At 64.6% G+C, this 14663-nt stretch carries 7 protein-coding genes; 5 read left to right on the forward strand and 2 right to left on the reverse strand.

Annotation, left to right across the window (positions count from 1 at the left end; all coding sequences use genetic code 11):
• From B4F19_RS07290 to B4F19_RS07310, 5 genes are all read left to right on the forward strand, one after another.
• The coding region (locus B4F19_RS07290) for a hypothetical protein (RefSeq protein ID WP_292733708.1) at positions 1 to 514 on the forward strand (514 nt) is incomplete at its 5' end.
• 290 nt (positions 515 to 804) lie between these two features.
• Positions 805 to 3657 (forward strand): hypothetical protein, encoded by a 2853-nt coding sequence (locus B4F19_RS07295; protein ID WP_286793519.1) that lies wholly within the window; start codon positions 805 to 807, stop codon positions 3655 to 3657.
• Positions 3654 to 4739 carry a hypothetical protein gene (locus B4F19_RS07300; protein ID WP_286793518.1) on the forward strand — a complete coding sequence of 362 codons (1086 nt, stop codon included), beginning with the start codon at positions 3654 to 3656 and terminating at the stop codon, positions 4737 to 4739. The genes B4F19_RS07295 and B4F19_RS07300 overlap by 4 nt, the downstream gene beginning before the upstream one ends.
• Complete coding sequence (locus B4F19_RS07305) at positions 4736 to 10324, forward strand: DEAD/DEAH box helicase (RefSeq protein ID WP_286793517.1); 5589 nt, start codon at positions 4736 to 4738, stop codon at positions 10322 to 10324. Before B4F19_RS07300 ends, B4F19_RS07305 begins: the two co-directional genes overlap by 4 nt.
• Positions 10321 to 11547, forward strand: coding sequence for a RecB family exonuclease (locus tag B4F19_RS07310; protein WP_286793516.1), 1227 nt, complete (start codon positions 10321 to 10323; stop codon positions 11545 to 11547). Before B4F19_RS07305 ends, B4F19_RS07310 begins: the two co-directional genes overlap by 4 nt.
• Here the strand turns inward: B4F19_RS07310 and B4F19_RS07315 are convergent, their stop codons facing one another.
• Positions 11548 to 13506, reverse strand: a complete 1959-nt coding sequence (locus B4F19_RS07315) for a Druantia anti-phage system protein DruA (protein WP_286793515.1) — start codon at positions 13504 to 13506, stop codon at positions 11548 to 11550. It lies immediately after the preceding gene.
• Positions 13503 to 14663 (reverse strand): hypothetical protein (locus B4F19_RS07320; protein WP_292733713.1); only part of this gene is annotated, 1161 nt, incomplete at its 5' end. The genes B4F19_RS07315 and B4F19_RS07320, both read right to left, overlap by 4 nt.

Below are 14663 nucleotides of genomic sequence, written 5' to 3' on the forward strand. Positions count from 1 at the left end.
CAAGCTCATCGGTGGATCGAGGCTTAGAGTCTCGGTCTCCGTGGACGCCGTCGGCGGTCGCATCGCCGCCGGCGGCATCGTCTCCATGCCGCTTGAGAGTCTGACGAAGACCATCCTGCCGGAAGGCAGCGACCCAACTCGACTCCTCGGTGTCAAGGTTGTGAACAAGGGCGCAGCGGGCATCGACGTGACATCAGCGGGCATTCAGTTGGATGTCGGGCTTCCCGACACCGTCCTCCCCGCGTGGATCTTCGACGGTCCATGGTGTCGGCAGGCATTCCCCTTTCGCCTCGAAGGGCGAGCCCGCGAAGACTGGTATGTCACTGCGGGGACCGTGCGCGCAACGGTGGTCGAGTTGGCAAAGAAGACTGGCCGGGCTCCTGTAAGGTTCCGACCCTTCACAGACCTCGGTGACGATACCTGGGAAGTGGGCACGTGGCGCAACGCGATCGAGTTGCCGATCTGGAAAGAGGGCGTCGCCGAGGACTACCTGGAATCTCTGAACTCGGCCTAGTAACTCCGCGAGACACGTCCGTGCAGGAGTCCCACGCACAACCGACTCTGGCGAGCACGACGTCTCCTTGTGCACAGCGCACGTCGACCTTCTCCCCAATGCTGACCGGCAGTGCCCCCGGTCTTGCCTTTGGAGCGGACCCGTAGACCAAGGCGGTCAGCGGCAGGGTAGCCAGCTCGTCTCGGCGAACACGCAGGCTTTCGCAGCGTGGAGTGTCGGTGCGCTCGGGCAGACTGAGGCTCATTCATCGTGTGGGACGGTGACTCGAGCAGCGAAGGGGGCGAATCGCGTTGGAGGACGTTGCGCGCGCGAGCCCGATTGAGCTGATCGAGTACCTGCATGCGAATCTTGACGCTCACTTCACCGAGTTGGCTGCACGCCGCCGGAATCTTGAGCCACCAGCGCCCGTCTTCGCGCTCGAACACGGCCTGAGCGCAAACGACCGCGAGCTCTTGACCAAAGCAGTGGGCGATGCGCATCGACTGGGCGTGATGCCAGCCGCGAGCCGAAACTCCTGGCTCCCCTTCGTGGTGCATGCCGCCGAGGTTGGCTATATCTACGACGGAGTCGAGTACTGGCCGATCTACGCCTCGAAGACTCCCCGTTGGGCCGACAGCGACTACGAGCGGGATCGCGTCCGCAACTGGTTCGTCAAGTTCTCCCAGCAGTATGGAGGTGCGATCCCACAGGGCGCTTGGGCACGCACCTTCCGCAAGATTGCGTGGCCGATCACCCATGCAGTCCTCCCGCGGTATCTCCAGGTGCAGCTCGCGAGGATGCTGTCCGACTACCGAACGAGCTGGCCGAGTTTGCTCGACGACCCCGCGGTCCTGGGCACTCGACTGCATGCATGGTCTCGGTACTACAGCGACCGCCTCGAGAAGTTCTGCCAGAACACGGAGATCGTTGGACGCCTCGCCGTTGCCCTGCTCATCACCGACGAACACGCAGATACGCCGCTGATCGAGTCGACTGCCCTCGCGCGCATTGTCGAGAGCCTCAATTCGGAGCGCCAGTCACGGCGGTGGCTGTCAGAAGCTCGGCGCTCCGCCAGCAGCATCCGCACCCACAACTTCAGACCTCCGGAAGGCCGGGACGACCCGGCCCGTCTTCGACCCCCGCGTCCGGCAGCAACTGATCCGCAACTTCAGCTGCGCGAAGACGCTGGCGGCGCCTGGCGAGCATTCGCGATCCTGCCGGATCTCAGACCACTTCAGCATGCCATGCCCCAGTTGTACGAGGCGCTACGCAACTCACGCGCGGTCGTTGCGGGCGCTCGTCAGGAGATCCCCACCAGTGGACTCCTCTACGCCACGCCACCGATCGAACTCACCCGCTGGCCCGCACCGCCCCAGCCTTTCCTGCAACTGCGACGCGCATCGGACGAGGTCAACCTCCTGCTCGCCGAGCAATGCCGGATCACCCAGGGGCCGTGGTGGGTCTTTCGCCAGAAGCCAGGAGCACCCGCGGGCGAGGTGAAGGGCAAGTTCGTTCGGCCCGGAGTCAGCTACTGCATCCTCGGCGACCAAGCGCTGTCCCCGCCGACGCTCGACTGGTGCGTCAAGGTGGATATCGCCCTTGAAGGCATGAGCGCGTATGTCCTGAGCGTGCCCGCCACACTCAGTGAGGCGGACTCCACGGTGCTGGTCGAAGCTGGCATCTCGGTCGTCTCCGACGTGCGTGTACGCCCGGTCGGGGTAGTGGCGGGCCGCTGGGATGGCGACGGCGTCGCCGAGTGGCTGTCAGGCGAGCCGGTGCTGATCGCAATCCATGCCGAACACTCCCCCAAGAAGCTCGGCCTGCGCATCAACGGAGATCCCTACTTCCTCGGCTGGCCGGAGGGCGAATCCGAGCTGTTTCTCTCGCTTGGGGAGTTGCCCGCGGGGACACACGAGATCGTTGTGTCGGTTGACCCGAACGGCGAGAACTCCAAAACTGAGGGGTCCCTGCTCGCCATCATCCGTGATCCGGATGTGCACAGCGAAGCTGGCCTCGCAGGCGAAGGTATTCGGCTGCGCAGCTTCCCCGCGCAGCCGAGCCTTCCCGAGCTCTGGGATGGTCGAGCGCTCCTAGAGATCGATGGGCCCAGCGACGCAGGCGCCGAACTCGCGCTCACCCTTCGCGACGGCAGCGGCGCCCAACTGGCAATCCACCGCCAGAGTCTCCGGCTCCCGGTCACGAGCAAGGACTGGCAACGTATCGTTGCTCGGCTGCGCGAGCAGCCTCAGATTGCTCGTCACTACGACGCAGCAGACACGGCGGAGCTGGCCGTCAGTAAGGCGGGCGTGGGGTTCGCCACCCTCCGGTGTGAGCGCGGCTTTCAGGGGCTGCGGTGGGTTGTCTCAACGCGCCATCGCGACAACGGCTACATCGCGCGTCTCATCGACCGCACCGATGGCGACCCGGTCGAAGTCGTCTTCTATCCAGTCGAACGTCCTCTCAGCGGCCAGCCACAGCCGGCCGACCAGGAGTTCTCAGGCCCGCCACGCGGCGGCCTGCTCGTGGCCAGCAACGAGCAGGATCAAGCTGCGCAGATCATTCCCCCTGACGCGAACCAACTGATTGGCACTGGTAACTCAACGCCATCCATCCCTACCGCCCAGAAGTCACTGGTCGAATGCACGAGACTCATGAAGGGTCACCAGTTGTGGAAGAGCGCCCAACTTCCTGCCCATCCATTTGGAGTACGCGAGCGTCGTCGGGTCCTCGACGCGATCACTGGAGCGCTTGTGGGATTGCTCACGCCCGGCAAATGGGCGAGCTTTGAGAGCCAAGTCGCGACGCAAGCGGCGGCGGATGTCGACCTCGACCGAGCCCAGGCACGTGTCGGCGAGAGTCCTGCCCATCGTGCCGCCGCGGAAGCGATCGCGAACCACTTGTGGGAGTGGGACAGCCGCGCGCTTCTCATCGAAGGATTCAGCGAGGCAGCCGGGGCGCTCATCTCGTCATCGGGCATGCCGAACAAACTCAAGGGTGCGCGGTTCCTCCTCCAGCTCGCCAGTTCCCCGAGCGAGCTTCTCGAGTGGGAAACGGCCGAACGCAATGAGTACCTCCGCGCGGTCATGACTGACCCCGTGCTCGTGCGCGCTGCGCGATTCGCCGTGCTCGGTACCGTCGAAGAAGTCGCAGGTGGCGTCGGATGAGCATTCAGCGACTGACTCCGACAGACCTCGAGGCAACGGCGGTCGAGTTGCTCGGTCTCGACCAGGAAGCGACCGGGCTGCTCTCCGTAGAGGGACTGTGCGCGTCCATCCGCCGCGCAGCGTCGTTGCTGTGTCCCGCGACGCCACGTCAACTCGTCGACGCGGTGCTCGAAGTGCTTCGTGCGCTCTCACCAGACCTGAAGCGCGACGTGGTCGCCGAAGCACTCGATCTCGTTGTCGGCGTTGGCGATCTTCTCGAACTGCGATCAGCGGAATCAGGCGTGCGCCAGCTCTACCTCGCCCCACCGTCGTATGTGACAGTTCGACCGGGCCGACACCTGCTGCTCGGCGTCAGGCCAAATGCAAGTCCGATCGTCGACGAGTCCGTCGTCGGCGCCCCGGTGGAATACGAAGCCCACACGCGGTTCCTGACGCTCGAGACGGACAACGCCGCAGCTTCATTGGCGGCCGCCGGGCTTCATCGAATGACCACCGAGCAATGGGCACGCGTCCCTCGCGAAGAGCCCGCCTCAGCGCTCATTGAGCGAACGACCCGCCTACTAAGCCAGCACCAGATGCCCGGCGAGATACAGGGTCTTGAGATCATCGATCCAACGACACAGGTGCAGTACTACATCGGCCGCTGGCGGAAACTCACCTCCCGCGATGAAGGCATGCTCGTTGGCCGGCGCCCGCAGGCATATGGCGCACCGGTGTGGTGCGTCCTCGATGTCGCGGCCGGGATTCCGCGCGCTGTTCTTGACTTCCCGGTCGACTCGTCAGTCATGCCGGGGTGGGACGAGGCTCGCCATCTCCAAGCAGCCATCGATCATCATCGAGGCCAACCACAAGTCTTCAGGTTCCGCTCGACCGGACTGCCCGATGGCAGTCGACTCCTCGACCTCTTCGCTCCGCTACCGTCATGGGCAGAGCGATACATCACGCTCGTCGGAATTCCGATGAGCCGGTCAAAGGGTGCGCTCCTCACGTATCGGGTTCCGTTCGATGCTGAGGATTCACTCACGGGGCTTCTCTCGAAATCGCTGTGGATGACGGGAATCAAGGAAGTGCAGGGACGATGACAGGACGAGCACTCACCATCGCCCAGACGGCGGACGAAATCAGGAACGCCCTTCGCGAGTACATCGAAGCGACCTATCACGTCGGCCATCCGTCGTTGATCCGTCAGCGGCAGGTGCTCCTCGATCAGCAGGGCAACACCTTCCAGACCCCGTTCCTTGAGAGCACACCCCGCTACACCCCGGGCAGGCGGTTCGCCGAGCTCACGCTCGACAAGGCCGCACTGGAGTTGTTCGCTCGACTGACGTCGACGGAGCACGACCACGCGCCGCTGATTTTCGATCCTCCGTACACGCACCAGGCGGCCGCGCTCGAGGCTGCGGCGTCCGGGCGGAGTCTCGTGGTCACGACCGGTACCGGCTCCGGCAAGACAGAGACCTTCTTGCTCCCGATGCTGGCGAAGCTTGCCGAGGAAGCCGCCAATCGGCCACAGTCGTTCGCGGCGCCCGGAGTCCGCGCCCTCGTGCTCTATCCCATGAACGCGCTCGTAAACGACCAGCTTGGCCGCCTTCGACTGCTTCTCGGCGACGAGCGGGTAACGAGCCAGTTCACAACGTGGGCTGATCGACCCGCGCGCTTCGCGCGCTACACCAGTAGAACCCTGTATCCCGGCGTGCGAACAGCTGAGAAGGACAGAACCAGACTCAAGTCGCTTGAGAAGTACTACATCGCCCTCCTCGACGAAGCAGCGAAGCCGGCTTCGCCCCGGCAGAAGCGCGCAGCGCAGCTCATCGGAGAACTGAAGGCGCGCGGCAAGTGGCCGGCGAAGCCGGACTTGAAGGCCTGGTACGGGTCGAGCGGACAACACTGGGTGGACTCGAAGACCGGGGCCTTCCAGCGCGCGGTCATGCTCCCGGGAGACGCCGAACTCCTCACGCGCCACGAGGTGCTGGCATCGCCGCCCGATGTCCTCATCACCAACTACTCGATGCTTGAGTACATGCTGATGCGGCCACTCGAGCGTCCCATCTTCGATGCGACGCGGCAGCGGCTACGGGACAACCCGGAGGAGAAGTTCCTCCTAATCATCGATGAGGCACACCTCTACCGTGGTGCGGCAGGCGCCGAAGTTGCGCTCCTGATGCGACGTCTGCGAGCCAGACTCGATATCCCCGCCGATCGCCTTCAGGTCATCGCCACCAGTGCGAGCTTCTCGGGAGCCGAGAAGGCCCAGGCTTTCGCCGCGCAGCTGACCGGCAAGGACGTGAGCGACTTTGACGCGGTCACGGGCACGCTCGACCTGCGGGATCCAGCGGCACCTGGGTCGCTTGAAGAGGCTGAAGTGCTGGCCTCAGTTCCCATGGACGCCTACTACAAGGCGGAGACGGACGAGGCGCGAGCGCAGGCGCTGGCTCCGCTGCTGACGTACCGCGGAGTCGCTCATGACGCCGAGACCTCTTCAAGCGCCCTGCTGTACCGCGCGCTGAATGGATACGCCCCACTCGGCCTTCTGGTCAACAAGACGATGAAGCAGGCGCTGCCTGTCCACACGCTGGGCGCGCACGCGTTCCCGGGAGTCGACCCAACGCTCGCGGAGCGCGCCGCCTCCACCTTGATCGCGCTCGCGAGCACCGCTCGCCTCAAGCCTGACGATGCGGGGCTGCTCCCGTGCCGCGTGCACGCCTTCTTCCGCGGCCTTCCTGGCATCTGGGTGTGCCTCGATGAGGACTGCTCGGTAGACCGGGGCGGAATCCCGAAGGGTCCCGTCGGTGCGATGTATGGCCAACCCCAAAGCACCTGCGACTGCGGTGCGCGTGTCTTTGAGCTCTTCACATGTCGCGAATGCGGCGCCACGTATGCACGGGCGTACACGGACGACGTCGCCAATCCCTCGTTCTTGTGGCAGGAGCCTGGCAGTGCCTTCCAGACAGCCTCGGGTCCTATCGCAGCGCTCGAACCGATCGATCTGCTTCTTGAAGAGCCGTCCGACGATGTCGGCAACGCAGTCCTCAAGGAACTCGACCTCGTCACCGGTCGCCTCAACCCGCACGATCCCGGTGATCGCTGGCGCAGGGTCTGGGTGCGACTCCAGCAGGACGACGGGCACCAACCAGATGCCGACTCTGCGGGCGGACAGAAGCAACCTGGAGAGTTCAACCCATGTGGCGTGTGCGGCGACCACGCACTGTTCGGTCGCACCAGCGTTCAAGACCACCAAACCAAGGGTGACGAACCCTTCCGGGCACTCGTAAGCCGTCAGATTGAGGTGCAGCCCCCCGGGCCGAAGCCAGCCGACGACTTCGCTCCGCTCCGAGGCCGCAAGGTGCTCGCCTTCTCCGACTCGCGACAAGTTGCCGCTCGCCTTGCACCGAATGTTCAGGAGTACTCACTCCGCGACGCAGTGCGGCCGATCATCCTCAAAGGCTGGAGCGAGCTATCGAAGCACCCTGTCGCGCCGACCATGAGCCTGGAGGATCTCTACCTGGTTGCGATGGTGGGGGCGAAGCTGCTGGGGGTTCGCCTCCGCCCTGAGCTCACGGGTACGGAGAACTTCGAGGCATTCACGCAGGTCTCGGAGTCGCTCGAGCGCGGTGCACTGAGCGATCCTGCGGAGTTCATGCAGTTGTACGCCATCAAGGATCCGCCGCCACAGTCGCTTCTGCGCAGCCTGGTCCCCGCGCTCACGAGCCGTTACTACGGATTTACGTCGCTCGGCCTCGCCTCCCTCCGCGAGCGGGGCAACCTGAAGAACTCCGTGCTCGCCGAACTGATCGACATTCCCGGTGTCGCGACGACCGAGGATGAGAAGCTCGCGCTGGTCCGGATGTGGCTGTCGCTCTGGATTCGCCCCGGCATCTGGTTCTCCGCGATGAGTGCGGACTGGAAGGGCACCAAGGTCCAGGCCGTGAGCGGCAAGTTCGCGAAGTTGACGACCTGGCTCGGCACGCGTGAGGCTCGGCGCATCTTCGATGCCGAGTGGCTGCCCTTGCTGCAGAGCAAGTTCTGTCAGAAGGTCGGCGACAAGTATCAGCTCGCCGCGCGCACGGTGGCACTCGACCTCGACACCGCCTGGGGCTACTGCGAGCGGTGCCGCTCCACCCAGCGCCACTTCCCCGGTCGGATCACCTGCATCTCCTGTGGTGCCGACAATGTGAGATCACTCGATCCTGAGACGGACGAAGTCTTCCAAGCTCGCAAGGGGTACTACCGCGCAAGTTCGCGCCGCGCCCTTGCGACGCCACCTGGCGAGGTGATGAGCGTCGTTGCAGCTGAGCACACAGCCCAGCTGAACTCGTCTCAGAGCGACGACGTGTTCTCGAAAGCAGAGATGTACGAGCTCCAGTTCCAGGACGTAAACATCGCGGTGCCCGCACCAGGAGTGCAACCAGAGGTCGCGATCGACCTCCTGTCTTGCACGACCACGATGGAGGTCGGCATCGACATCGGATCGCTGAGCGGGGTCGCACTCCGCAACATGCCCCCATCACGAGCCAACTATCAGCAGCGTGCAGGTCGGGCGGGACGCCGTGGCAACGCGGTGGCAACCGTGATCGCGTTCGGCAGCGCCGACACGCACGACGACCACTACTTCCGTGAGCCAGCCGAGATGGTCAGCGGAGAAGTCGCCGACCCCATCCTCACTATCGACAACGTGGAGATCGCCAAGCGCCACATCACCGCCTTCCTGCTGCAGCGATATCACCAAGACCGAGTCCCGCACATCGACCCGACCACGATGCCCGCCAACCTCTTCGAAGTGCTTGGCTCGGTTGGCGACTTCCTGTCGGACTCGGCGACGCTCAACCGAACAAATTTCGAGAGTTGGCTCTTGAGCAACGAAGCCGCGCTTCGGGCCGAAGTCGACGACTGGCTTCCAAGCGAGATCAGCGGTGACCATCGAGACGAAGTGCTGGCCGACCTGGTCACCACAACGCTTCACGGCATCGATGATGCACTCGACATCCGACCCGCGCCGGCAATCGTCGAGCCGACACCCGACCAGGCTCCCCCAGCCGATGACGCCGAAACTTCGGCGGACGAGGGCACCGGAGCGGCAGGAGCGGACTCAGCGGATGAAGCTGCTGTTGCTGAGGACAGTGGCGAGGAGCTGAGCTCCCAGCGCGCCCGAGACAAGCTTCTCGATCGTCTGCTCTACAAGGGCGTGCTTCCGCGCTACGCCTTCCCGACCGATGTCGTCAGCTTCCACGTATTCGACGAGGATCGGTCTACCCCGTACCGTCCGGCATTCCAGTACGCGCCAAGTCAGGGCCTCACCGTCGCCCTGAGCCAGTACGCGCCCGGCAAAGTGGTGTGGGTCGACAAGCGCGAGTGGACTTCGGGCGCCCTCTACTCCCCCATGCGCAAGGAGCTTTCGGAGGCCTGGAACGATCGTCGCATCTACTTCGAGTGCCCGGACTGCCACTACGCGACCCACGTCCCGTGGGAGCAAGCTGATCGTGGGCGCACGGGCGTCTGCCCTGCCTGCATGGGCGACCGCTTCGGCCCCGGCATGAACTGGCTACGTCCGCCAGGATTCGCGCATCGAATTGGCCAGCCGCCGGGCACGAGCCCTGACGACGCACCAGCCGTGAGCTACGCGACCCGCGCCAAACTCATCGCCGACGGCCCCGGGAATGCCCAACTCTGGGAGCAGGTGAACGATCGCATACAACTCAACTTCGATCACCAGAAGCTTCTGGTGTCCAACACCGGTCCGAACAACGAGGGCTACACGTTCTGCACATGGTGCGGCCTCATTGAACCGACCGCGATGCCAACACCACTGCTCGCGGGAACGCATGCCAAGCCGTTCCCTGACAAGGATCCGATGTGTCCAGGCGGTCGAGCCTCCCGAGGTCTGGTGCTCGGCACGGACTTCTTCTCGGATGTCTTGCTGATCCGCCTGACGGTCTCCGACCCAGTGACACTCCGACCGTCGTATCTGTCCTCCCAAGTCGCGCTCCGCACCGTCGCGGAGGCTCTTACCATCGCGGCGGCGAAGCACCTCCAGATCGAGGCCAGCGAACTGCAAGCGGAGTTCCGGCCGGCGCTCACCCAATGGGGTGGGCGCGGGCGTGAGGCCGAAATCTACCTCTACGACACCCTGTCCGGCGGCGCTGGGTTCACTCAGCAGGTGAGCCAGTTGGGACGGAAGATCTTCGAGCTCGCGCTGGAGCGACTGGTCGAGTGCCCGGCTCAGTGCGAGGAATCCTGCTACAGGTGCCTTCGGAGCTTCCGCAACCGATTCGAGCACACACAACTCGACCGCCATGTCGGCGCCAGCTTGCTGCGCTACCTGCTCGACGGCACGCTTCCCGAGCTTTCGCCCGCGCGCGTCGACCGCTCCGTGCAACGTCTCTTCGAAGACCTCGATCGGTCGGGAGCGGATGACGTTCACTTCGAACGCGACGCTCAGGTCGACATCGACGGCATCGGTCCAGTAGTCGTTCCCATCCTTGCGACGAAATCGAGTGGAGAGCGAGCGCTGATCGGTGTCCATGGCCCCTTGACCCCCAATGTGGCTCCCACAGTGGAACTGCACCGTGTCGCAGAGGAAACCTTCGAGCGCGTCAAGTTCATAGACGACCTGGTCATCGCCCGCAGCCTCCCGAACGCCTCTCGCGAGGTGTTGGACTTCGTCCAGTGACTACACCAAGTCGGCACTTCGACACCGCGATTGAGGGGCTCTCAGGGCTGCGGCCAGAGGTTCCCGCGCTGTGGAGCTACTCATCTCTGGCAATGCTCGAGGCATGCCCGCGTCGTTGGATGCTGGAGCGAGCCGACTATCCCGGGCTCTGGGATCGGCGCGGCTATCCCGTCGTCCCGATTCGCGCCGCAGTGTTTGGAAGCGTTGCTCATCTGATCATCGAACGCCTCTCGCACGCAATGGAAACGACGGACGATGCCGTGGCACCCCTCAACACCGTCGACGTCCTCCGGGCGCTCGGAGGGTGGGCACAGGTCGCCGAGGCCGCCGTCGACGAGGCGTTGGCCGACTTCGACGACAACCCTCGCGTCAGCCAGGCCGCGCTCGACCGGCTGCGAGATGATCTCGTCAGGCGAGTGCCCGACGCAGTGGATCAGGTCAAGTTGCTCCTTCGAGACCAGCCGTCGATCAAGACCGGCGTCCGACCCGCTCCTGCCGCCGATTCAGCTCTTCGAGAGGCACCCCGCGGCCCCGCAACACCGGGTACCCACATCGAGCGCACTGTCACGGTCGAGGATCTGCGCCTTTCCGGGCGCCTCGACCTGTTGTCGATTGACGAGGCCGATGTCACGATCACCGACTTCAAGACGGGGGCAGAACGCGAGGAGCATGACGATCAAGTCCGCCTCTACGCCTTGCTCTGGCGCTTCGACGCATTCACGAATCCGATGGGCCGACCTGCAACCAAGCTGAGTATCGCCTACTCGTCGCATGAACGCGCGGTACCTGCCCCTGACGTGCAGGAGATGCTCGCTCTGCACGCATCGACGGAGGCGCGCATTGCTGCGGCCGATGCAACCGTCATGAGTGCCTCACCGCCGGCGTTGCCGAGCCCGGAGGCGTGTCAGTTCTGTCAGGTCAAACATCTGTGCGACGCCTACTGGGCGAGCGTCCCACCGCCCATCGCGAGCGCACCGCTTGATGAGTGGTTCGACACGGAGCGCCGAGTCTCGCGGCGCAACGGGTCGCGCAGTTGGGTGTTCGAGACGCTCGACCAGCCCATGTTTGAAGTGCTCGTGCGGACTCTCGAAACAGACGTGGCGTTTCCCGTCGGCCGACGCGTTCGCCTTCTCGGCGTCCGTCGAAGCGTCGACCCGGATGCGCCTGAGCGCCTGGTGATCTCGCTCTCGACGGCCTCCGAGTGGTACCCGCTTCGCGCGTAGTCACTGCGCGCTTGCGGCCAGCAGCGGCCAGTCGCCGTCCTCAGGAGGGAGGGGCACCCGCGCACCATGCATGACGGGACGTGTCAGTTGGTGGCGCGCCATAGCCTCGCGAATCTCGGGCTGGCCCGCCCGCCGCAGTGCCCAGCGGTCCAGCCACCATTCGGCAACTCGCTGGTCGCCGTCCGGCAGGGACGGGTCAAGGAGGTAGTCGGGATCATCGTCAATCCCGAGCGAGTAGTCGCGAAGGTTCCGGACGAGCGGCACGCCGTAGAGGATTCGCTGACGACCGTGCTTCAGGAGTTCATTCGTCGGCCAGCCGAGCGCGGCTAGACCGAGCCGCACCTTTCGGAGCCGTGGACTGACTCCCTCACCGAACAGACTGTTCACACGCACCGACGAGTCGCGCAGCGACGAAAGGCGAAGCAATGCTTCGACCGTCTCGTCCGTGAAGTGCGACGTTCCGAAAGATCGCGACCTTCCGAGTTCGTGGAAGCCCATGCGCGTGCCTGCGTCACCGCCCACAACCTCAGCCGGCCAGAACAGCCGGTTGTACTGACTCGACCCCGTTCCATAGAGCGACGTGGTGCTGATGAGAGACAGACGGGCCTCGCGCACGATGGGTCGACCCGCCATGGCAGACGCGATCTCGCTGGGCCGGTTGTACTTCTCCTCATAGGCGGCCAGCACAGCCGGTGATACCGCAAGCGCTCCAACGAGCTTGCCCGCCGTGAGGCCGTTGTACGGTGCGACCGCACCACAGACTGTGAGGTCTGCGATTACCGTTCCAACCCGCTCGCCGCGCGCGCGGCGGATCAGCCGACGGAGTTGGGCATGGGCTCGTCGATCCGCCAATGCCGCGCCGAGCCCTTCGGCGGAGGGCTCAGGGCGAAGGTATGAGCCCAGCCCCAACTGAATGTCGAGCGCTTCAGCCAAGGCCGCCGACCGCTTGCTCCGAAAGAGATCGGTCTCGGCGCGGGCCACCCATGCATCCCGCTCGATGTTGCGAACTTCGCGAATGGTGGCTGACCGGTGATGACGCTGCCGATATCGTTCTGCGTCGGCCTTGAGGCGCCCGACGAGTTCCTGTGTTGGCTTGGCGATGTCTGTGGGTTGCAGCACGCCAGCCCGGAGCAGATCCTCGACATAGATCGCGTCGATCTGGGCAGAGACCCGTCGGTCTACCCACCGGGCAAGCTCATCGGTGGGCTCCTCCCGGATCGACTGGAGGAACTCGTCTGTCTCCCAGCCCATCCAACTATCGCGTTCGGCGATCTGAACGACGGGGCTCGAGATGGCTGCCAGCCCAACCACGGCGTGGTGAGGAGTGGCCGCATCGCGAACGAGGATCGGCATCGAGCGCCCCGGCACCGTCGCATAGGCATTCGACCAGGTGTGGCGAAAGTACCGCCATATGTCGTGGAGTCGGAAGCCTGTCAAGGAGCAGACGGAGTCATCAACCACCTGCACGTAGGGCTGGATCGCGGTCCGACCGGTCGGGTCGCGGTCGAGTGCGTCCGCGAGTTCTCGCCCATCGCGCATTAGATCGAAAACCGAGACCAGCGATTCGCCAAACTGGTGTGGTCTCTCCATGCCCTGGACGAACCGCCGCACGCTTGGCCGCAGGAGTTGTTCGTCGCGCCTGAGATGCTCCTGTGCCCGGATGCGCGACTTCTCAGCGTCACGGTCTCCTTGCACGGCTGGCGGTGAGAACAGTGGGCCGAGTCGGTCGACGTGAACAACCCACCCCTGATCCACAAGATCGATCGCGGTGTGCGCCGCGGCGGCGAGCGCTGGCTGGGCATAGATGTCCCCCAGTCCTGCGCGCTCCAGCCACCGCGCGTGCGTCGACCCAGAGGCAGGCGATTCAGATAGCGCACGGCAGAGCCGGAGAAACTTCGCCCGCTCGGCGCGACTTGATCCGACAGGAAGATTGAGCGGCAGAAACGTCGACTCGGTCATGCTTTCTGGAGCATCCGTCCGAAGGTCGAACCCCACTGGGCCAGGAGTTGGTCGGTCCCTTCGCCGCTGGCGAGGCTTGCTCGCGCCATCGAGAGAACGAGCAGTTCGACTGCGGTTCGCAGTTGAGCGCCCGCACCATCGGACAACGCCTGCAGCGGCGCGTAAAGCGCGGCAAAGGCGGGGTGGTCGACGTTGAGTTGCACCTCGAGGGTGCTTGCGTGGAGCGACGTCGCGAAGAGCAGGTCGGGCGTGAGCTGCGCCGTGCTGATCCGATATGAGAGTGGGCCTCGTCCATGCCCGCGGCCATCCCTCACCACAGGAAGCTCTGGGTCAGCGGTCGCGGCCACTCGGCAGGAGATCTCGGCGGCGGCCTCGAACTTCACGTCCTCGAAGGATTGCCGGACACGGGAGTTGAGCATGCGAGCGATCGACTCGAGTTCGGGTTCGAGCGCTTCGCGTAGTTCGGTCGAGGGCCGGATGCCTTGCTTGTTGATAGTGATTCCAAAATGGTCGTCAAGTGTCGGCTCGAACTCGATCTCGCAGCGCCACCAGTCATCGTAGTTCTCTCGGCGCTTGCCTCCCATGAGGTGCCAGCCGTGAGCAATCTCTCGTCCTGCGCGAAGTACCGAGACGCCACCACCGCCAACGATTCCGATTCGCCGCTTCGTCATGTTGTCGAGATGATGCCAGCGGTGCACCGGAAGACTGGCGAAGCGGACGTGCACCCAGCCGGAGCCACCATCAGGCGTCCGAAGTTCATACGCGAGTGGTGTGAACGCAAGCGTTGCCACCTCACCCTCAATGCGCGTCGACATCATCATCGGGTCCTCGGGCTCGAGCAACCGCCCGTTGAGCGAGACCTTCAATCCCTCGGACAGGAACCGCCGGTACATACGCCCGAGGTCACGACGGAGCGAACGCTCTAGCCATCCTAGGCGCCGGTACTCGATGCGATCACAGGTCCGCCACGTGACCCGACAGCCGGATGGCGTTGCCGGCGACGTCGTGGACCTTGCTTTCAGTGCGGGAGGGTCTCCAGCGACGATCGCATCCACATCGAGGGTCACCGCGAGGGCGGGGCCACCGTCTTGCCATGCGGCGACCTCGACGTGACGTGCCTGGCTGAGGGATGCGGCAGGCAGGCCCATCCCGAAACG

Origin of the sequence: Microbacterium sp. UBA1097 (assembly GCF_002313585.1) — a bacterium.
Lineage (GTDB): Bacteria > Actinomycetota > Actinomycetes > Actinomycetales > Microbacteriaceae > Microbacterium.